This window comes from Granulicatella sp. zg-ZJ, from assembly GCF_010892355.1.
Classification (GTDB): Bacteria; Bacillota; Bacilli; order Lactobacillales; family Aerococcaceae; genus WM01.
Window position 1 is genome coordinate 51,864 of sequence record NZ_WNJY01000001.1, and the last position, 20,445, is coordinate 72,308.

The 20,445-nt window shown below is 34.5% G+C and carries 22 protein-coding genes; all 22 read right to left on the bottom strand.

Annotated features, from left to right (window positions below):
* Window positions 1-103 precede the first annotated feature (103 nt).
* The 22 genes from GMA11_RS00230 to hemC all read right to left on the bottom strand — a co-directional run bounded on the left by GMA11_RS00230 (window position 104) and on the right by hemC (window position 20,442).
* Window positions 104-1,036, bottom strand: a complete 933-nt coding sequence (locus tag GMA11_RS00230) for a ketopantoate reductase family protein (RefSeq protein WP_163545194.1) — start codon at window positions 1,034-1,036, stop codon at window positions 104-106.
* A gap of 289 nt (window positions 1,037-1,325) precedes the next feature.
* Window positions 1,326-1,634: a ribosome assembly RNA-binding protein YhbY gene (gene yhbY, locus GMA11_RS00235; protein ID WP_163545195.1), complete on the bottom strand. Its 309-nt coding sequence runs from the start codon at window positions 1,632-1,634 to the stop codon at window positions 1,326-1,328.
* Entirely contained in the window at window positions 1,634-2,731 is a 1,098-nt protein-coding gene (gene yqeH, locus GMA11_RS00240) for a ribosome biogenesis GTPase YqeH (RefSeq protein ID WP_163545196.1), read from the bottom strand. The genes yhbY and yqeH overlap by 1 nt, the downstream gene beginning before the upstream one ends.
* The gene (locus tag GMA11_RS00245; protein ID WP_163545197.1) at window positions 2,724-3,245 is read right to left on the bottom strand and encodes a YqeG family HAD IIIA-type phosphatase; all 522 of its coding nucleotides are present in this window, start codon (window positions 3,243-3,245) and stop codon (window positions 2,724-2,726) included. Before GMA11_RS00245 ends, yqeH begins: the two co-directional genes overlap by 8 nt.
* Window positions 3,232-4,179 (bottom strand): glycosyltransferase family 2 protein, encoded by a 948-nt coding sequence (locus tag GMA11_RS00250; protein WP_163545198.1) that lies wholly within the window; start codon window positions 4,177-4,179, stop codon window positions 3,232-3,234. Before GMA11_RS00250 ends, GMA11_RS00245 begins: the two co-directional genes overlap by 14 nt.
* Window positions 4,180-4,191: 12 nt before the next feature.
* A complete protein-coding gene (locus GMA11_RS00255) occupies window positions 4,192-5,136 on the bottom strand; it encodes a nucleoside hydrolase (protein WP_163545199.1) in 945 nt (314 codons plus the stop codon).
* A gap of 15 nt (window positions 5,137-5,151) precedes the next feature.
* Complete coding sequence (gene rho / locus GMA11_RS00260; RefSeq protein ID WP_163545200.1) at window positions 5,152-6,408, bottom strand: transcription termination factor Rho; 1,257 nt, start codon at window positions 6,406-6,408, stop codon at window positions 5,152-5,154.
* Window positions 6,408-7,679 carry a UDP-N-acetylglucosamine 1-carboxyvinyltransferase gene (locus tag GMA11_RS00265; protein WP_163545201.1) on the bottom strand — a complete coding sequence of 424 codons (1,272 nt, stop codon included), beginning with the start codon at window positions 7,677-7,679 and terminating at the stop codon, window positions 6,408-6,410. The genes rho and GMA11_RS00265 overlap by 1 nt, the downstream gene beginning before the upstream one ends.
* Window positions 7,680-7,882: 203 nt before the next feature.
* Entirely contained in the window at window positions 7,883-8,467 is a 585-nt protein-coding gene (locus GMA11_RS00270) for a flavin reductase family protein (protein ID WP_163545202.1), read from the bottom strand.
* A 4-nt stretch (window positions 8,468-8,471) separates the two neighbouring features.
* Window positions 8,472-9,251: an ABC transporter ATP-binding protein gene (locus tag GMA11_RS00275; protein WP_163545203.1), complete on the bottom strand. Its 780-nt coding sequence runs from the start codon at window positions 9,249-9,251 to the stop codon at window positions 8,472-8,474.
* Complete coding sequence (locus GMA11_RS00280; protein WP_163545204.1) at window positions 9,244-10,029, bottom strand: ABC transporter ATP-binding protein; 786 nt, start codon at window positions 10,027-10,029, stop codon at window positions 9,244-9,246. The genes GMA11_RS00275 and GMA11_RS00280 overlap by 8 nt, the downstream gene beginning before the upstream one ends.
* Window positions 10,017-10,823 carry an ABC transporter permease gene (locus tag GMA11_RS00285; protein ID WP_163545205.1) on the bottom strand — a complete coding sequence of 269 codons (807 nt, stop codon included), beginning with the start codon at window positions 10,821-10,823 and terminating at the stop codon, window positions 10,017-10,019. Before GMA11_RS00285 ends, GMA11_RS00280 begins: the two co-directional genes overlap by 13 nt.
* Window positions 10,816-11,751 (bottom strand): ABC transporter permease, encoded by a 936-nt coding sequence (locus GMA11_RS00290; RefSeq protein WP_163545206.1) that lies wholly within the window; start codon window positions 11,749-11,751, stop codon window positions 10,816-10,818. Before GMA11_RS00290 ends, GMA11_RS00285 begins: the two co-directional genes overlap by 8 nt.
* A gap of 70 nt (window positions 11,752-11,821) precedes the next feature.
* Window positions 11,822-13,456: a nickel ABC transporter substrate-binding protein gene (gene nikA, locus GMA11_RS00295; RefSeq protein ID WP_163545207.1), complete on the bottom strand. Its 1,635-nt coding sequence runs from the start codon at window positions 13,454-13,456 to the stop codon at window positions 11,822-11,824.
* Between the two features lie 22 nt (window positions 13,457-13,478).
* A complete protein-coding gene (locus tag GMA11_RS00300; RefSeq protein WP_163545208.1) occupies window positions 13,479-14,585 on the bottom strand; it encodes an NADH-dependent flavin oxidoreductase in 1,107 nt (368 codons plus the stop codon).
* 1 nt (window position 14,586) lies between these two features.
* Window positions 14,587-15,177, bottom strand: a complete 591-nt coding sequence (locus GMA11_RS00305) for a histidine phosphatase family protein (RefSeq protein ID WP_163545209.1) — start codon at window positions 15,175-15,177, stop codon at window positions 14,587-14,589.
* Window positions 15,174-15,896, bottom strand: coding sequence for an adenosylcobinamide-GDP ribazoletransferase (gene cobS, locus GMA11_RS00310; protein ID WP_163545210.1), 723 nt, complete (start codon window positions 15,894-15,896; stop codon window positions 15,174-15,176). Before cobS ends, GMA11_RS00305 begins: the two co-directional genes overlap by 4 nt.
* Complete coding sequence (gene cobU / locus GMA11_RS00315) at window positions 15,893-16,477, bottom strand: bifunctional adenosylcobinamide kinase/adenosylcobinamide-phosphate guanylyltransferase (protein ID WP_163545211.1); 585 nt, start codon at window positions 16,475-16,477, stop codon at window positions 15,893-15,895. Before cobU ends, cobS begins: the two co-directional genes overlap by 4 nt.
* Entirely contained in the window at window positions 16,470-17,756 is a 1,287-nt protein-coding gene (gene hemL, locus GMA11_RS00320) for a glutamate-1-semialdehyde 2,1-aminomutase (protein WP_163545212.1), read from the bottom strand. The genes cobU and hemL overlap by 8 nt, the downstream gene beginning before the upstream one ends.
* A 10-nt stretch (window positions 17,757-17,766) precedes the next feature.
* Entirely contained in the window at window positions 17,767-18,732 is a 966-nt protein-coding gene (hemB, locus tag GMA11_RS00325; RefSeq protein ID WP_163545213.1) for a porphobilinogen synthase, read from the bottom strand.
* A gap of 1 nt (window position 18,733) precedes the next feature.
* Complete coding sequence (locus GMA11_RS00330) at window positions 18,734-19,450, bottom strand: uroporphyrinogen-III synthase (RefSeq protein WP_163545214.1); 717 nt, start codon at window positions 19,448-19,450, stop codon at window positions 18,734-18,736.
* 80 nt (window positions 19,451-19,530) lie between these two features.
* Window positions 19,531-20,442: a hydroxymethylbilane synthase gene (gene hemC, locus GMA11_RS00335; protein ID WP_163545215.1), complete on the bottom strand. Its 912-nt coding sequence runs from the start codon at window positions 20,440-20,442 to the stop codon at window positions 19,531-19,533.
* Window positions 20,443-20,445 lie beyond the last annotated feature (3 nt).

Consider the following 20,445-nt stretch of genomic DNA (forward strand, 5'->3'; position numbering starts at 1 on the left):
ATTCTAACACCTAAAAACAGGAAAAGCGAAGTCAACATATTACCGTGTTGACTTCGCTTTTTGACTTTTGGGACAACTTACTAATACAATTTAACAAAGTTTTTTATTTAGCATCTAAAACAACCTCTTTTAGATGCATCAGTTTTGTGATAAAGTCATTATATGGAACAGAAATATTGTTTTGTTTCCCAAGTTTTGCAATATAGCCATTCAAATAATCAATTTCTGTTAAGCGACGGTTTTTCACTAAATCTTGGTACATAGATGTATAATGGTCTTTTACTTTTAATGTTGCCTGCAAGACAAACGCAAGCAATTCTTCTGAATCAAAATCAATATTTTGTGTGCGAGCGACTTCGACAAATTCTTCGGTTAGATGTCTAACAACCTCTTTACCATTTTCTTGTAATAAATATTCTCCTAAATTACATTCTAAAAGAGCTGTAGCTGCATTAGAGCAACAATTCACACATGCTTTTTTCCAAATGGCATGCATCACATTATCACTATATTGTGCATTTAAATTTGCTTGATTAAAAATGTGTACAATCTGTTCAACGCTTTCTTTTAATGTGTCATCTAGTACAGCATTTTGCAAAGTAATATTACCAACACCATGTAACAATACATGCCCTGCTTCTTTTAATTGTGCCGTCCAAATGGTTGTTCCTAACACGATATTTTCTTTTGGTATATACTTTTCAAAAATAGTATGATGTCCTAACCCATTTAATAAAGAGATAACACGGGTATTTTGATGACAATATGTTTTTACATCTTTTAAGACATTCTCTAATGCCATTGATTTTGTTAATGGGATAATGACATCAAAAGTATTGGTTACTTCTTCAGGATAATAAATGGGAATTGGTACACATTCTTCAATACCATTATAATCGACATATAAGCCACTTTTTTTAATTTTCTCAACATGGTCTTTCCATGTATCGACAAGTGTGACATTCTCCCCTGCTTTCATTAACTGATAACCAATACGACACCCTAAAGCACCTGCACCAAAAATTGCAAACTTCATAGTATCCTCCTTTTCTTATATACCTATAGCATTTCAAAAACATTTGTTTAACACGATTAGCATATAGAAAAACGAGCTTTGTGTCAACATGAACATTTTATTCATATAAAAAGTATCTCTACAACTGTTTAGATACCTTTTTCATAAGACATTGTATTTTAATCATGCTCCATTTACACCAACATGATTTAACGACGAATTAAAAATAGAGAAAAGCGATAAAGACTCGTTTTTCTCTATTTTTGTTTTCCTTAATCATTGTTGCAATACATAGAAGATAATAAGGTATTTATACTTCTTTCACACGCACAGAGATACGTCTATATTTTTCTTTTGAGGATACTTTGTATAAAACAAGTGTATGCCCGATAATTTGAACAATATGAACGTGTAACATTTCTGTTAGAACACTTGCAACATGTTCTTCATCTTCCATTGTATTTTGTAATAAATTTATTTTTATCAATTCTCTTTTTTCGATAGCTTCACCTATTTGTCTAAGCATATCTTCGTTTAACCCACCTTTTCCAATTTGAAAAATTGGTTTTAAATGGTGTGCTTCTTTTTTCAAAAATTTGACTTGTTTTGTTGTCAACATTAAATAATTGCCTCCCTTATTGTTACGTCCACACCTTTTGGAACATAAACAGCTACTTTACCTTTATGATGCATTGTAATCCAACCCAATCCGGAAATCACAATATCCATTTGTTTTTTGATAAAAAATTCACTACGTACAAATGCCACATCTTCTTGCGGGACAGGCGATAATAAACCACCTTTATGTTTGTCATAAAAAGCTGTTGCTCCATTTAATTTTGTGCGATGTAACAACAATTCTTGAGCAAAATAAAATGTCATAGCATTTTTTTCTCCCGATAAATAATCAAAACGAGCTAATCCTCCAAGAAATAATGTTTGTTCTTCATTTAATTGGAATGTCACCGGCTTTAATTCTTTTTGTGGAGATACTAGTTTCAATGATTTTTCATCTAAATAATGTGCCATTTGATGACGATGAATAATTCCTGGCGTATCAATTAAATCGGCACCATCCTCAAAAGGAATACGAATTTGATCTAATGTTGTTCCTGGAAATTGAGATGTTGTTATCAATTCTTGTGTACCACCTAAACTAGAAATGATGGCATTGATTAAAGTTGATTTTCCAACATTTGTTACACCTACAACATAGACATCTTTACCCTGCCTACGATGTTCAATGACATCTAATAAGGCATCAATCTCTTTTTTCTTTTTACCACTTGCCATGACAATATCAATAGGCTTAATGCCTTGTGTGTGTAATTGTTCTTTTAACCAGTGTTTCACACGATTTAAATTAACGGATTTTGGCAATAAATCAACTTTATTAGCAACAATCAAAATATCGTTTTTGCCTGCAAAACGATGCAAACCAGAAATCATAGAACCATAAACATCAAAAATATCAATCACATTCACAATCAAGGCATCACGTGAGCCTATCTCATGCAACATGGCTAAAAAATCATCATCGGATACGGATACTTTTTCTAATTGATTATAGTGTCTTAATTTAAAACAACGTTGACAGTAAAGTTGTCCTGTTTCAATACCTTTTTCATACGCAGATTTCGGCGTATACCCTTTTTCTTTTGGATTTTCTGTTTGTATAGCTAATCCACAACCTATACAAAAAAGTGTTTCAGTCAAGTGTTTCTCTCCATTCTAAATGATATTTTTTTTGCCATTTTGCTAAAATCCGTCTTTCAAAAAAACGATTGATTTTTGTCATAAAATAATCACTGTTTACAAGTGGTTTTACCATAACCGTTCTCATTTTTGATAAAGTACCGGCTACAATATCAGTCAATAATTGATCTCCCACCATAATTGTTTTATCTGGTGTACTTTGTAAATTCTCCATTGCTTTTTTCAGACCACTAGACAGTGGCTTTTTAGCACTGGCAATATAAGGGATATCTAAAGCATTCGCTACTTTGGCAACACGATTTTGTCGATTATTCGATACAATGGCTACTTGAATATGTGCCTCTTTTAAGGTTTGTAACCATTCTTTTAAAGCAGGGGTCCCTAATGGATCACACCAAGCAACAATCGTATTGTCTAAATCAACTAAAACAGTATGAATATCATGTTTTTGTAATGCTTCTGGCGTTAAACCATAAACACTATTTAACATCCATGTTGGTTTAAACGATGTCATGCTCGTTCTCCTTTACGTTTATATTTGTATCATCAATCAGATATGGTGGACGTTTTTTTACTTCGTAATAAATTTTACCAATGTACTCTCCCAAAACACCAATCGAGATGAGTTGCACACCACCAATCACTAAAATGGCAGAAATTGTCGTAAAATACCCACCCACCGTCACACCCTCTTTTAATATTGTGATAAATGTCCATAAAATATATAAAAATGACATGAGCACACATACTAATCCTAATTGAAAGGTGATGCGTAAAGGTTTGTCGTTAAATGATAAAATACCTTGCACACCATAGTTAAATAATTTTTTCAACGACCATTTTGTTTCTCCAACTTGACGTTCTTGATTTTCATATTCGATAATTTTTTGTTTAAAGCCAATCCAAGAAAAAAGACCTTTTGAAAAACGATTGCTCTCTTTTAATGACAATAAAGCATCGACTGCTTTTCTGCTTAATAAACGAAAATCGCCAACACCGTCAACCATTTCAACATCTGTTAAATGATTGACAATTTTATAATACATCTTGGCAAAAAACGTTTTAGATACAGAATCTCCCGTTCGTGTTCTTTTGGCAATTACTTGATCATATCCAGCATGAAAAGCATTGATCATTTCTTTAATAAGTAGAGGAGGATGTTGTAAATCAGCGTCCATAATAATCACAGCTTGTCCACTTGCGTAACTCAATCCTGCAAGCATTGAACTTTCTTTTCCAAAATTACGACTAAAGCTAATGTATTTTACATGATTGTCTTTTTTTGCCAATAATTTTAATTGCAATAACGTGTTATCTTTACTGCCGTCATTGACAAAAATCAATTCATAAGACATACCAATCTCTTTTAACACATCAATCACGTGCTTATATAGCAAAGGAATGGCTCCTTCTTCGTTGTAACAAGGAATTATAATTGATAACATCATCCCTACTCCTTTCTATTTTTTAGCTAAATCGGTAATATAATCAAAAAATGCTGTTGGATTGACATCATATACTAAGTCAACTGGTCGTCCATTTTCTACTTTTATCGTGCGTCCTTTACTTGCTCCTGTTGTGACCACATCACTGTATACAATGTCACGTTTGACTAAAGCTTCTTGTCCAAATGAAGCTGTCGTTAATACATCCCATAAGAAATATGTTGAGTTCGTTACAAAATGAGTCAATGGTGGCACGATAGCATAACATTGTCCTAAAAAGTCAACTCCCTCAAAACGACGTTGACTTGCCCACATATCACGTACATCTAATGTTAAAGGTACTTTTCTTGTACTTTCTAAAGCAACTAATTCAATTTTGATTGAAGAATCCCAAACACGTTTTGCAGCAAATGGATCCCAAAATACATTCCACTCTGCTGTTCCATCATGCTCCGGTTCTTCAATATTACCATGCTCTAAAAATGTTCCACCCATCCAATATAATTTATTGATTTTTTCTTCAATGCTTGCATCCATTTCTAACGCTCTTGCCAAATCGGTTAATGGACCAACAAAAACTAAATCAATTTTTTCATCACTATTTTTTAAGACATGCACTAAATCTTCATGTGCTTTCAAAGAACTATCTTGAACACTTACTGGTTTATGTTCATTTAAAATAGGTAAGGCATCTACTGTAAAAGCGTGCATGCGCCATTCTTTAGGAAATGGATGAACCGGTCTTGAATTAGAAGATGCAACTTTGATATGTTTTTTATCTTTTTCTGATCCGAATTTTTCAATAATTTTTTTACTTGCAGATACGGCAGGTTCTAAATAACAATCTGCTTCAATGACACCAACACCAACAACTTCAACATCGTCCATTTTCAATAATAAATATAAAGATACTAAATCATCTACACCACCGTCATGGTTTAAATATACTTTTCTTGTCATATTCTCTCTACCTTCTTATTTTAATAAATCAAAATATTTTTTATTGCTTGTTGTACTACGCATTCCTTTTAAAATAGCCTCTGTATACTCGAGTGAATCTCCTTTCATACTGTTACGCATTTTAAAAATTAAGTCTAAACGTTTTTTATCTATCAATAATTCTTCACGACGTGTGCCTGATTTTTTTATATCAATTGCAGGAAAAATACGTCTTTCTGCTAGTTCTCTGGATAAATGTAATTCCATATTACCAGTTCCTTTAAATTCTTCATAAATCACATCGTCCATGCGACTACCTGTATCAATCAATGCCGTTGCAAGAATTGTTAAACTACCGCCGTCCTCAATATTACGTGCAGCTCCAAAAAAACGTTTTGGTTTATAAAAAGCGGCTGGATCAATCCCTCCACTCAATGTTCGACCAGACGGAGGAATAACAAGATTATATGCTCTAGCTAAACGGGTAATGCTATCCATTAAAATGACAACATCTTTTTTTTCTTCAACTAAGCGTAATGCTCGTTCATGAACTAACTCAACTAAGCGTACATGGTTTTCAGGTTGTTGATCAAATGTCGAATAAACCACTTCTCCGTTAATACTGCGTTCTAAATCAGTTACTTCTTCTGGACGTTCGTCAATCAATAAGACAATTAAATAAACGTCTGGATAATTTTGTGTAATTCCTTTGGCAATCGTTTTAATCAATGATGTTTTACCTGCTTTTGGAGGTGCAACAATTAACCCACGCTGTCCAAACCCAATTGGTGCTACCCAGTCAATCACACGTGCAGCAATATCATTTGTTTTATGTTCCAAAACAATTTGTGTGTCTGGATAAAGTGGGACTAAAGCTGGAAAATGCTCTCTTTCTTTAGCTTTTTCTGGATCTTGTCCATTGACTTTTAACACATGCATTAACCCATTGCGACGTTCACTTTGTTTTGGTGGACGAGCTGTTCCTGTCACTAAATCGCCTCTTCTTAAATCAAAGCGACGCATTTGTGAATTAGAAATATAAATATCTTCTTGACTTGGGGTATAGTTTATTGGACGTAAAAAACCGTAGCTATCTTGTCCGTTATAAACAACGTCTAAAACACCTTCAACTGTAAAGAAACCTTGTGTTTCTTCTTGTGCACGAATGACAGCCATGCACAATTCCTTTTTATTCATTTGACTATATGAGGGAATATTTAATTCTCTAGCATATTTATAAATTTCTTTTAACGTTTCTTGCTCAAGTGTTTCTAAAGTCCAAATATTTTCCATTAGTCGCCTCCAATTTCAACCATTTCAATATCCGCCCCTAATGCACGTAAATTATCGATAATATGGGCATATCCTCTTAAAATATGCTCTACACCATAAATTTCTGTTGTTCCCTCTGCCATTAAACCGGCAATTAATAAACATGCCCCTGCTCTTAAGTCGCTAGCTGTGACTTGTGCACCCATAAGGCGTTCAGAAGGCCCATTGAAACGAATCGTATCTCCTTCTACTTTGACATTTGCACCCATTCTCACCAATTCAGCAATGTGTTTCACACGTTTTGGATAAATCGTATCTAAAACCGTTCCCGTTCCTGTTGCTTTTAATAATAATGGTGTAATCGGTTGTTGTAAATCAGTCGCAAATCCCGGATAAGGTTGCGTTTTAATTGATACCATATTTAATTCTTTCGTTGGTTTTACTAAAATATCTTCTTCTCCAACAACAAAATCAACACCCATTTCGTCTAATTTCGCCAAAAAACTTTCAATATGTTCGGCTATGACATTTTTGACTAAAATACCCTCACCGCAAGCGGCTGCCAATGACAAATACGTTCCTGCTTCAATACGATCTGGTATAACGGCATGTGTACAGCCATGTAAGTGTTCCACACCATCAATACGAATAGTGGCTGTACCTGCACCACGAATATTAGCACCCATTTTATTCAATAATGTTACCACATCAACAATTTCAGGCTCTTTTGCAGCGTTTTCTATAATGGTTCTACCTTTTGCTTTCACCGCTGCAAGAATACAGTTAATTGTGGCACCAATAGACACAACATCAAAGTAAATACGTGTGCCATGTATCCCGTGTTTTTTAGCATCTAAAGAAATAGCACCTTGTTCATTCGTCACGGTTGCACCTAATTTTTCAAAAGCTTTAATATGCTGATCAATTGGACGAGGACCTAAAAAACATCCTCCAGGTAATCCAATAACTCCTTCATGAAAACGAGCCAATGTTGCACCCATAAAGTAATAAGAAGCACGTAAACTTTGAATTTTACCACTTGGCATTGGAACAGATTTTATATGTGTTGGATCTATTGTTAACACGCCATTATCAAATACTGCCTTTACATTAAAATCATGTAATATCTCAATCAATGCATGTACATCTTTAATATCTGGTACACCTTCTAAAGTTACTGGGCTATCCGCTAAAATGGCAGCTGGAATAAGTGCTACAACACTATTTTTTGCACCATTTATTGTCACTTCCCCAAATAGTTTTTTGCCCCCGTGAACAACAATTTTTTTCATGTTTCATTCTCCTTAAAACGTATCTACTATCTCTCATTCGCAAATTTCTTATTTTTGTCTAAATGACAAAAACACCCATTTTAGAATAGCTTAAAATGAGTGAAATGTCTATCTTTTTATGTTGTATTCACGTTTCTTCTATAATTCATAGTGATGTATTATAAAAACCTAGCGAATGACTGTTTTCATTCGCTAGGTTGTTTCTATTTTTCAATATTTTCTTGTTCTTCTCTAATTTTTTTGATGATACTTCCCATTTTGATTGCTTCATCATTATAATAACGGTATTGACGTGCAGCACCGTCACCGATATAACTAATTGGAGAAAAGATTTCACTTCTGAATGCTTCATTTTCGTCAATTAAAGAGTCGTCAACGACACGTCTTGTCACACGAGCAATAACATTTGTTAATGCGCCACATTCAACCATTTCAATCACTTCACATTCAATAGAAACAGGGCAAGCATCTACTAGTGGTGCATCTACTGTTTCACCTAGTGTATAGGTTAAGCCAGTAATAGCAAATTTGTCTTTACGGCTATTAAAACCAGCTAATTCAGATTCTTTTGTTAGTTCTTGTGTTGGAATATTTACTGTAAATTGACGGTGTTTTGTAATTTCTGTAATGGCATTGCCTTTTGTTCTCATGGCAATAACCATCATACTCCCTAAAGAATAAGCTGAACTAGATGTTGAGATATTGTATCCGTGAACATCGTCTTTGTATCCTAAAAAGAAAACAGGAAATCCAAAGTATAATTTTCTTGTTTCAAATGTTTTTTTCACTTTTTTATTCTCCATTCATATTTTGTCTTTGACTTTCTAATTTTACAACAATTTTTCGTAATTGGCACTTAGAATATTTTGGATTTTGAGATTCTTTTAATAAATTTTGTGTCACGGGATGTGTCACGTTCATTGGTATATTGAAATCATTGATTTCATCAACAATTTCTCCTTCAAACATCACTAATACACGATGACATATTGCATAGCATAAATTAAAATCATGTGAAATAAACACATAGGTTTGATTGTATCTTGCTTTTAAGTCATATAAAAGTTTTAAGAGTTGTCCTTGAATTAAAGGGTCTAATCCACTTAATGCTTCATCAAAAATAATGACATCTGGTTTTAGTAATAATGCTCTAGCAATACAAATTCTTTGTAGTTGACCTCCACTTAGTTCTTTAGACGTTTTTTCCAAATAAGTATCATCCAATCCTACATCTTTTAAAATAGCACTAATTTCTTCCATTTGAATGGTTTCTTTTAATGCTTCACATAAAATTTGCTTTACAGTAAATAATGGATTAACCGCATGAAATGCATCTTGAAACACAAGAAGAATACGAACTCCATCTTTTTTAACACAGTATGGTTTTCCGTCTAATAATACTTGTCCTTTTGTTGCTTTTTCAAGTCCAATAAGAATTTTTGCCAGTGTACTTTTACCACTGCCACTCTCACCCATAATACCAATAATTTCACCTTTTTTGATATGAAAATGACAGTCTTTTAATATCTCTTTGCCTTGAAAACTTTTATAAATATGCTGACATTCAATCATGTTCATTCACCAACCGTTCATAAGGATTGCCTAATACCAATTCTTGTGTATAAGGATGTTGAGGATTTTCTAATACGTCTTCTACAAAGCCCCTCTCGACAATATCGCCTTTGTACATGACTAACATTTCGCCACCTAATGCATGTGCTAAGTCGTAATCATGCGTGACAGTAATCAATGTTTTTCCTTTTTCAAGTAACATTTTCAATAGGCGCACGATATTATCTCGGTTATAAGCGTCTAATGCAGAGGTCGGTTCATCTAAAATAATTGTATCCGTATTTAAACATAACAAAATAGCTAACATGACACGTTGAAGCATTCCTCCACTTAACTCAAATGGATACTTTTCTAATACGTCTTGTGGATGTCCTAGGCGAACATCTTTCATAGCTTGAATGGCTTTGTCCAAACAAGCCTCTTTAGACATTTTGTCGTGACTTAAAATGGTTTCTAAAAAGTGTACTTTTATTTTTTGGAATGGATTGAACATTGCCATTGGATTTTGTACCATATAAGCAATTTGTGTACCACGAAGTACTTGCCATTCTTTTTTTGACAAATCCAATAATGATAGGCCTTTATACAATATCTTTCCACTAATGATTGCTTGTTTTGGTACTTGTCCAATAATCATTTTGGTTAAAAGAGTCTTACCAGAACCACTTTCCCCAATAATGATTAAAGACTTACCTATTGTTAAGTCAATATCAATATGGTTGAGCAAAACAGTATCACCAATTTGAACAGATAGAGCATCTACAACTAATTTTTCCATAATTGTTTCCACCCTTTCTCATCAAAATGTTCTCCTAATAAATTAAAAGAAATAACTGTTAAGAAAATGGCAAGACCAGGGGACATCATCGTCCAAACAGCTGTTCTGAAATATGGACGTGCGTCGTGTAACATCATGCCCCATTCTGACACATTGGGTTGAACACCAATACCTAAAAATGAAAATCCTGAAATCATTAAAATAATATTCCCGATATTCATTAAAGCTACAACTAAAATAGGTTTATAAATAAATGGCAAAATATGTACTTTTAGCACGTGTATAATAGGCATTCCCATTGTGAGTGAAGCTGTTACAAATGATTCTTCTTTGGCACTTTTTACAAGATTGATAACTAAACGAGCATAATAAACCCACTCTACAATGACAACCGCAATGACCATATTACTCATTCCTTGCCCTAAAATACCAATGGTTGCCAAAGACAACAAGAAACTTGGGAAAGCAGAAATGACATTGGCAAACCATAAAAATGTTTGTTCCACTTTTCCTTGATACCAGCCAATGATTAAACCAATAGTAACCCCTATTGTTACTTCTAGTACGGTAATTAAAAATGCTAAAAATAAAGAAAATCTAGCCCCATACAACAATCTAGACAAAACATCTCTACCTAATTGATCTGTTCCTAATAAATGAGATTGCTCGGGTGCAAGTAATTTATGCGTAATATCCACATATTGCGGATCAAATGGAGCAATCATAGAGGCAAAAATCGCACAAATAAGTAAAATAGATAAAATGGTCAGTGAAAAAATAAAACGTTTAGACATGTTTGGTTTCACCTCTTTTTCTAATACGTGGGTCAATCCATAATGTAATATCGTGTACCACTAAATTATTGACTAAAAATAAGGAACCAAATAAGAGCATGCACGCTTGAATAATCGGAATATCTGTTGATTGTAAAGCGTGAACAAATAATCCTCCGATACCATTAAATGCAAATACTTCTTCAATAATCAATGATCCTGTAATTAAATAAATAAAGGTCAAACTAAGTCCTGTTACAATAGCTGGTAGAGCATTTCGTAATAAGTGATGTTTAATGATATAAGACATTTTGACACCACGTAACATTGCATTTTGGACGTGGACACTGTCCATTTGTTCACTAATCACTTTACGAATGAGTGCTATATATTGCCCAATAATTGGAATACTCAATGTAACACTTGGTAAAATAACACTTGTTATATCTCCTTTACCGGAAACGGGTAGCCATTTTAATTGAACGGCAAAAAGAATAATCAATAGATAACCTAACCAAAACGTAGGCACGGAAACACTTGAAAAACAGAAAAATTGTATTACTCTATCCAAAATAGAGTGTTTGCGTATACCTGTTAGTACACCTAATGGTAACGATATGACAATAACTAATATAAATGAAATAGATCCTAAATATAAAGTCGATAAAAAACTTGTCGCTACAAGTGGTAAAACGGGTAATTTTAATAAATAGGAGTTACCAAAATTACCAACAATCGCTTTAGATAACCAATCTAAATATTGTTCAAGCCATGATTTATTTAAGCCTAAATACTCTCTTGCATTGGCTAAAGATTCTGCTGTAATACCAATTTTGGAAATGCGTAAGTAACTTTCAGCGGGATCTTGAGAGGATAGTTTTGTTAGCAAAAAGGTCAATATCGAGATTAGTAATAAAGCAACAAAAAATGATAGGCATTTTTTTAACATATCTTCTTCATCCTTTTCTAAATGAAAGCCCCACTTATGCGTGTGGGGCCTCTTCTCTTTTATAAATGTACTATTTTGCTTTACTAATGTAGCGTAGTGGTAGAGAATTTTCTTCAGGTGCAAAACGTACACCTTCTAATTCACCTGCACGATAAACAGATACAACAGATTGATACGTAATTGGAATATACACTGCTTCTTCGTGTAAGATTGTCAGTGCTTTTTTATAACCTGCATCAACTTTTGCTTCATCTGGTTCTACCAATGTTTCTCTTATGACTTTGTCTAATTCAGGTTTAACCGCCAATGCTTCTAAAGAAATACTTTCAGGATGTCCATGTTCTGCTGTTTCAGCAAGTGCTGTCATCCATGCGTGTGGATCCCATGGTGCTCCCCATGAATACGTTAGCATCATGTCAAAATTACCTGATTTTGCATTTGTCCAGTATCCATTTTCTTCCATTGCTTGTAATTGCACATCAATTCCTAATTTTTTCCATTCACCTTGGAAATATTCACCTAAATCTTTATCTGCGGCATTAGTTGAAATATATGGCATGTTGATTGTTAATTTTTTACCGTCTTTTTCACGAACGCCGTCTGCACCTTTTTTCCATCCGGCTTCATCTAATAGTGATTCTGCTTTTTTGACATCATATTCATAAGGTGTTAATCCTGCGTCAGAGTGAGGTGTTTTTTTAGAGAAAATAGTGTCTGCTGGTTTTTCTGTTCCTCTAAATAAGTTCTCTGAAATTTCTTTTTTATTCATCGCATGATTCATTGCTTTACGAACGACTCTATCTTGGAAAACAGGCTGTTTAGCATTCAATAATAATAAACGTGTAGATAGTGGGTCAGATACCCCTGTTTTATATTTACTATCTTTTGCATATTGTGCAAAAGTATCTAAACTAATCAATCCATTTCCGTATAATAAGTCTAAATTACCAGACTCAAACTCTAATACTCTCGTTTGTGGGTCTGCAATGATTTTAATCGTCACTTCTTTTAATTTTGGTTTTTCTCCCCAATAATTTTCATTACGAACAAAAGTTGCATACTCGTCTTTTTTCTTTTCTTTTAAAACCCATTGTCCTGTTCCAACAGACATTTTTACATTGTCTTTGGTTGTATCATCACCCTCTGGAAATCCTGCATCTCCTAAGAAACGAATTGGGCGAATCATGGCTAAATCATACAATGTTGCACTGTAAGGTTGTTTTAATGTTAATTCAAATGTGTAGTCATCAACAACTTTATATGTGTCTAATTGTTGTGTGAAATTAAACCATGAATGATTTGATTTATTTGCTTCTGAAAAAATTGTATCGAAATTACGCTTAACGTTTTTAGCATTAAATTCAGATCCATCTGAGAATTTAGCATGTCTTAATTTAAATGTGTATGTTTTACCGTCTTCACTAATTTTCCACGATTCTGCTAAAACAGGTTCGATAACACCGTTGTCCCCATAACGTACTAAGCCCTCATAGACCATATCTTGTGTCACAAATTGATCCGGATTGTAGCGATGCGGATTTAAATCTCCAACATCTTGACTCCATGCAATTGTTAATTTTTCTTTATCGGACGCCATTTCTGTTTTATCCATTTTATTTTCTGATGTTGCGTCTTGTTTTTGTTGACAAGCTGCTAACATCAGCACTGATCCTGCTAAGCCAAGCCATAATTTGCTTTTTTTCATAATAATAAAATCTCCCTTGAATTTAATATTTTCCTTCTAAATAATCTCTTAACTCTTCAACAAACGTTGTTGGCAGTTTTAAAATATTTTGTAACTCGTCTTTATAAACAGTGATAATTTCGTTTTCTCTTCCTTGAGCAACTTTTTGGGTCCATTCAGGATCTAGTAATAATGGTTTTCCCAATGCAAACAATGGAATATTGGCATCCAATACTTTTTGAGCATCTTCACCTGTTCGAATATTTCCAACAGCAATAAAAGGTACTCGATTGTCAATTTTCTCAACAATTTTATGCATAATTGGTTCTGTTTGATTGGTTTCTCTAAGAGATGAACGCCATACATTTGATACTGAAGTATGCAAATAATCTATACCATTACGAATGAGTTGCTCAATCAACTGTAATGTATCAAACAGTGTAATACCTGGATTTTCAATTTCTTCTGGAGAAAAGCGATAGCCTAGTAAAAATGGTTTTGTTGCTTTTTCTTTAATAAGCTGTTTCGCCTTTTTCACTAATGTTTTTGAAAAACGCATTCGATTATTTGGTGTTCCACCCCATTTATCACGACGAATATTTGAATGTGGTGAATAGAATTGTTGTAGTAAATAAGTATTTGCACCATGCAATTCAACCCCATCAAATCCTGCTTCCATTGCACGTTCAATTGCACGTAAAAACAGATCCATCATCTCATTTACTTCGGGTGCTGTTAGTGCTCTTGGTGTAACCGTAAAACTTCTAATCGCATTGACAGCACTTGGTGCAACAGGCTGTTTGCCACCTATCACATCAGGAAAGACCATTCTACCTCCATGATAAATTTGTAAAATTGCCAAACTACCTTCTTCTTGAATGGCTTTTGCTAATCGGCTTAATCCTTCAATTTTATCGTCTTCAGCGACGCTAAAACTGTTTTCAAATGCTTGTCCTAAAGGATCAATATAAGCACAACCTGTGACAATCATACCTACTCCTTTTGCACGTTGTTTATAATAATCAATATCTGCTTGTGACACATAGCCTCCTGGTTCACATGCACTAATGGTCATAGGGGCCATGACAACTCTATTTCTTAATTCTACCCCATTTTCAAATATTACTTTATCTTGAATATGTTTCCCCATTTTATGCCTCCTTCCTAGTTATTAAATAGCTTTCCCATTCATTAGAATGGGTGTTTTCAAAGCATGTGACAGTACCTTGTGGAAAATCAATGTTCCAAAAAACAGCATCTTTATCAATCACTGATTGATAGAGCAACCGTAACACGCCTAAATGTGCCACAATCGCAATACTGTCGTTTTGATGGGCTTTCAAAATTCTGTCAAATGCTTCCCAAACACGATGTTGAAACTGAGTAAATGGTTCAGCTAGTGGTGGAGTTACCTCAAAAGGTGCCTCCAACCACGCTTGCCATTCCTCAGGATATGTTGCTTGAATTTGATCAGCATTTAACCCTTCCCACTGACCAAATCCTTTTTCATCAAAGCCTTTTACTGTATCAAATACTTGATTTTCAAAAATGATACTGGCTGTTTCATAAGTTCTTTTTAATGTACTGATGTAAATTTTATCGACTGGATAATCTGCCATAATGTCTTTTATGCGATGTGCTTGTTGTTTACCTGTGTCATTGATAGACACATCTGCACTCCCGTAAAAACATCTTGCTTTATTATAATCCGTTTCGCCATGTCGCATCATATAAACTTTCATATCATCAGTCCTAACAATAATAAGATATGAGCAATTTCAACAAATGCTCCTAATGTATCTCCTGTATGCCCATCTATTTTTTTGTAGACAAACCATCTATATCCCACTGCTCCTAATAACACAAGCATATATCCTACAAAGCCTTTTATACCAAATACCAACGTTAACGATATAATCGGTAGTATTTGTGCCAAAGCAATTTGGGTTAAAGTCGTTCCTGAGAAAAATTGGCCAGAACCTCCTGTTGCTCGTGCATAAGTCATTTCATAAAGTTGTAACGATAAGCCGGCTTTACCTATCATGGATAGACAAACAACAATAAACCATTTAGGTTCTGGTAAATACGAAAAAGATACAAACATTACACTATAATACAAAATTAAGGCGAGCACACCATTACTACCAATGCGACTGTCTTTCATGATTTCTAACATACGTTCTTTTTTTCGTGAGGAAAACAAGCCGTCTGCCATATCTGCCAAACCGTCTAAGTGAAATCCTCCTGTTAATAAAACATCAAACAGAAAGGTAAGTATCCATGCAATTAGCTTTGGTAAAAATAATTGGGTAATAAAGTAAAATGCTCCAGATATAAGACCAATCAAAAAACCAAATAATGTAATAAATGGAATTCCTTTTCGCACATAAGATATATCTATCGTTTTAGGAATAGCAATGCGACTAAAAAATTGTGTGTAAATAATCAATGCTTTTATCATTTTAATCGTTGTGATAGTCCACAAATGACTAAGTAGACTTCACTTGCCTCCTTTGCTAAATGTTGATTGATATTGCCTAGAACATCTCTAAAATAGCGCCCTAATGCTGTATCAGGGACAATACCCAATCCGATTTCATTCGTCACAATATACATTGTTGTATCTTTTTCTCTAACAGCATCCATCACGGCTTGCCATTCTTTTTGAATATGTGCTGTCACAATACTTTGTTGTTCTTTCGTTAAAAAATTCGTATCTTCCATCATAATTTTCTCAGGAAATAATGTTTCTACCGTATCAAACAAAACATTCGTCGTTAACATCGTGGCACAATCTAATAAATAATAATCGTACGATTGTGTCTGTATCCATGCACCAATATGATCGTATTGTTCATGGTTTCCCCATGATTTTGGTCGACGTTCTTGATGCAACCGTACACGCTCTTGCCATTCTGCATCCGGTTGTTTCATCACCCCTGTGGCAATATAGCAAACATTGTCTTTATCCCACAGCTGTTCTTCGGTAAAGGAAGATTTGCCACTTCTAGCACCTCCCGTGACTAATACAATCTTACCCATATAGCTCACCAAATACATCGTCAAATACATTCAATGTACGTTCAATATCTTCTGTCGTATGTGCTGTTGACATGAAATTCGATTCATATTGAGAAGGTGCAATATACACCCCTTTTTCAAGTAATAAACGATGCACTTTAGCAAATAAATCTTGATCACTTGATTTAGAATCTTCAAAGTTTTTTACTGCATTTTCGTTAAAGAAGAATCCAAACATTGTCCCTGCACTCACGACTTGTAAAGGTATAGTGTATTTGTTTGCCAACTCTTTCAATCCTGTACACAGCATATCAACATGTTTTTCCATTTGTTTAAATAAATCGGGTGTTAAACGGTTAACTGTTTCATAACCTGCCGTCATGGCAATCGGGTTACCAGATAATGTCCCTGCTTGATAGATGCTACCTAAAGGGGCTACTTCGTCCATATATTCTTTTTTACCACCAAAAACAGCAACTGGGAAACCACCACCCACGACTTTACCAAGACAAATTAAATCTGGTTCAACATCATATAATCCTGTTGCGCCTGTATAACTTGCTCTAAAACCTGTCATCACTTCATCAATAATAAACAATGCGCCGTGTTTTTTTGTCAATGAACGAATGGCTTGTATAAATGCTTCATCGGCTTTAATCAAACCCATATTGCCTGCAACTGCTTCGATAATGACACATGCAATATCATCTCCACATTGTTCAAAACATGCGTTTAATGCCTCTATATCGTTATAAGGTAATGTTAGTGTATCTTGTGCCGTAGAAGCCGGTACACCCGGAGAATTAGGCAATCCAAATGTCGCCACACCCGAACCCGCTTGAACTAAAAACGCATCACTATGCCCATGATAACAGCCAATAAATTTAATAATTTTATCACGTTTTGTTACACCACGTGCCACACGAATGGCACTCATAGTTGCCTCTGTTCCTGAGCTAACCATACGTAATTTTTCCAAATAAGGTACTCGTTTTTGTAATAATTCACCCAATCGTGTTTCTGTTGGACTTGGAGCACCATAACTTGTTCCTTTTAACACAGCTTTTTGAACAGCATCAATCACATCATCTTGTGCATGGCCTAAAATCATTGGTCCCCATGACAACACATAATCAATGTATTGATTACCGTCAACATCATAAAGATAGGCTCCTTTTGCTTTATCAATGAATAAAGGTATACCTCCCACAGCTTTAAATGCTCTTACTGGACTATTTACTCCACCTGGAAATACGTTTTGAGATGCCTCAAAAGATTTTACTGACTGTTCTATTTTCATTGTTTACTCCTTACTGCTGAAGATATGTTGCGGCATCTTTGGCAAAGTATGTTAAAATTAAATCTGCTCCAGCACGCTTCATACCTGTTAACATTTCTAGAACGACTAATTTTTCATCAATCCAACCATTTTGTGCGGCTGCTTTCACCATGGCATATTCACCACTTACATTATACGCAACAACTGGTAAATGCGTTCTTTCTTTTACATCTCTTAAAATATCTAAAAAGGCAAGTGCAGGTTTAACCATTAAAAAGTCTGCACCTTCTTCTTCATCACTTTTTGCTTCTCTTAGTGCTTCTAAACGATTAGCAGGATCCATTTGATATGTTTTTCTATCGCCAAAAGCTGGTGCACTTTCTCCCGCATCTCTAAATGGTCCATAAAAGCTAGAAGCGAATTTCACAGAATACGACATAATTGGTGTATAAGCAAAACCTGCTTCATCTAATCCTTTGCGAATAGACATGACATACCCGTCCATTGCATTTGACGGAGCGATAATATCTGCACCTGCTTTTGCTTGTGAAATAGCTACTTGGGTTAATTTCTCAAGAGATATATCATTACAAACATGACCTCTATCTAATAAACCGCAATGTCCATGACTTGTAAATTCACATAAACATGTATCAGCAATTACAATTAAGTCTGGATAATGTTTTTTGATTAAACGAATAGCTTGTTGCACAATCCCATCATCGTCCCATGCGGCTGAACCAATCTCATCTTTATGCTTTGGAATACCAAAAATAATAATAGCTTGTATACCTAAAGAAACAATCTCTTTGACTTCATCTAACACATGCGTTAATGGTAATTGATATACATTAGGCATTGACAGAATTTCTTTTGGTTCTTGTAAATCTTCTTTTACAAAAATTGGTTGAATAAAATCATTAACAGACAAACTTGTTTCTCTTACTAAATCTCTAAATGCCTTTGTTTGTCTTAAACGTCTATGTCTGGCAAACATGTCATTCACCTCTTTCTCTATTTTGAATAATGGTTTCAATCATATTATCAATGGCCGGTGTATCTGGCATAAAATCAACAATTTGATGACTGTTCATCACAGCTTGTTGTGTTGTCGTACCAATAACAGCAACTTGATGATGTTTTGGTAATTGTTCTCTAACCTGTATCAAACTTTCCCAAGCAGATGGACTAGCAAATGTCCAAATCACATCTTTTTCTTGACACAATGCCTCAATCATAGATTGTCCTTTTTTATTTGGTTTTGTATCATACATTGCCCAAGCTAATGCTGTATGCCCATTATCTTTTAGTGTTTGTGCAATAATTAGATTAGATAAACTACTTTGTGGCAATAATACTGTTTGATGTGACAGACCAAGTGTCAACCACTCTCCTACAAAATCAACACCGTATTGACTAACACTTTCAAAATCAACTGTATGACCTAAATCCTCTACACTTTGTGTTGTTTTATGTCCAATCGTTGCAATACGGACATTTAAATCACGCATATAAGGTGCAAAGCACTCTGCCGCCACTGCACTCGTAAAGAAAACCCAGTCGGCTTTATGCAAATTATTTAAAATCATCTTTGGCATATCATTTGCTGTACAATGTATCAATGGTGCATGAACAATATCTAATCCCAATGTGTTTAATGTATTTGTCCAATCTTTTTCTAAAGGATGCTCTCTTGTAAATACAATTTTTCCCATTGGCATCACTCCTTATTTTATAATGACGATACCGTATGTTTTATCATCATATCTCATGTTCTACTATCTCTTGTTCTTAACTACTTTTTCCGACCAAAAGCACCTTGTGCCTCTAAACAATCTGCCGCGTTTTTTGCTAATGTATGTGCTTGTTCATCAGAAACAGTTGCATATACACATGTCATTGTTTCTTCTGTTGCCAACATCGTTTGTAGTGTATATATATTATCTTGTACAGTGGCATAGGCACCAATAGGAAAAGTACAATCACCATCCATTTGTTTTAAAAAGTCACGCTCAATGGTTACTTCTTGTGCCGTTTTTTCATCGTGTATACGTTGAATAATGTCTAAAACATGCGTATCTTCTTCACGACATTCAATCGCTAAAGCACCTTGTGAAATAGCAGGTAAAAATACTTTTGTATCTAGTGGTTGTAAGGATAAAGTTTCTTTTTCTAACCACCCCATACGCGATAAACCTGCCATTGCTAAAACAATGGCATCATATTCTCCGTCTAACACTTTTTGAATACGTGTATCAATATTTCCTCTTAATGCAACAATGTTTAAATCAGGTCTTAATTTTAATAATTGTGCTTGACGTCTTAAACTACTTGTACCAACTTTTGCACCTTGCGGTAATGTATCTAATGTCATATTTGGCTGATGAAAAATCATACAATCTCTTACATCTTCACGTTTTGGAATAGCGCCTATAACACAGCCATTTGGCAAAATAGACGGTACATCTTTTAAACTGTGAATAGCTATATCAATTTTTTTGTTTAGTAACCCCACTTCAATATCTTTGACAAAGACACCTTTTCCACCAATTTCTTGTAAACTGGCATGTACTAATTTATCGCCTGTTGTCTGGTAGGTCACTAATTCAAACGTCACATCAGGATTTGCTTTTTCTAATAAAGAAATCACTTGTTTTGTTTGTGTTAACGCTAATTGACTTTTACGTGTTCCTACTTTAATAATCATATA

Coding starts and splice junctions, on each gene's coding strand:
- yhbY (WP_163545195.1), bottom strand. CDS start 1,634: ATGTTGACAACAAAACAAGTCAAATTTTTGAAAAAAGAAGCACACCAT.
- hemC (WP_163545215.1), bottom strand. CDS start 20,442: ATGATTATTAAAGTAGGAACACGTAAAAGTCAATTAGCGTTAACACAA.
- hemB (WP_163545213.1), bottom strand. CDS start 18,732: ATGTTTGCCAGACATAGACGTTTAAGACAAACAAAGGCATTTAGAGAT.
- nikA (WP_163545207.1), bottom strand. CDS start 13,456: ATGAAAAAAAGCAAATTATGGCTTGGCTTAGCAGGATCAGTGCTGATG.
- GMA11_RS00285 (WP_163545205.1), bottom strand. CDS start 10,823: ATGTCTAAACGTTTTATTTTTTCACTGACCATTTTATCTATTTTACTT.
- cobS (WP_163545210.1), bottom strand. CDS start 15,896: ATGATAAAAGCATTGATTATTTACACACAATTTTTTAGTCGCATTGCT.
- GMA11_RS00300 (WP_163545208.1), bottom strand. CDS start 14,585: ATGGGGAAACATATTCAAGATAAAGTAATATTTGAAAATGGGGTAGAA.
- GMA11_RS00255 (WP_163545199.1), bottom strand. CDS start 5,136: ATGACAAGAAAAGTATATTTAAACCATGACGGTGGTGTAGATGATTTA.
- hemL (WP_163545212.1), bottom strand. CDS start 17,756: ATGAAAATAGAACAGTCAGTAAAATCTTTTGAGGCATCTCAAAACGTA.
- GMA11_RS00280 (WP_163545204.1), bottom strand. CDS start 10,029: ATGGAAAAATTAGTTGTAGATGCTCTATCTGTTCAAATTGGTGATACT.
- GMA11_RS00265 (WP_163545201.1), bottom strand. CDS start 7,679: ATGAAAAAAATTGTTGTTCACGGGGGCAAAAAACTATTTGGGGAAGTG.
- GMA11_RS00230 (WP_163545194.1), bottom strand. CDS start 1,036: ATGAAGTTTGCAATTTTTGGTGCAGGTGCTTTAGGGTGTCGTATTGGT.
- GMA11_RS00305 (WP_163545209.1), bottom strand. CDS start 15,177: ATGAAAGTTTATATGATGCGACATGGCGAAACGGATTATAATAAAGCA.
- rho (WP_163545200.1), bottom strand. CDS start 6,408: ATGGAAAATATTTGGACTTTAGAAACACTTGAGCAAGAAACGTTAAAA.
- GMA11_RS00290 (WP_163545206.1), bottom strand. CDS start 11,751: ATGTTAAAAAAATGCCTATCATTTTTTGTTGCTTTATTACTAATCTCG.
- GMA11_RS00245 (WP_163545197.1), bottom strand. CDS start 3,245: ATGACATCGTTTAAACCAACATGGATGTTAAATAGTGTTTATGGTTTA.
- GMA11_RS00275 (WP_163545203.1), bottom strand. CDS start 9,251: ATGATTGAATGTCAGCATATTTATAAAAGTTTTCAAGGCAAAGAGATA.
- GMA11_RS00330 (WP_163545214.1), bottom strand. CDS start 19,450: ATGGGAAAAATTGTATTTACAAGAGAGCATCCTTTAGAAAAAGATTGG.
- GMA11_RS00250 (WP_163545198.1), bottom strand. CDS start 4,179: ATGATGTTATCAATTATAATTCCTTGTTACAACGAAGAAGGAGCCATT.
- cobU (WP_163545211.1), bottom strand. CDS start 16,477: ATGGGTAAGATTGTATTAGTCACGGGAGGTGCTAGAAGTGGCAAATCT.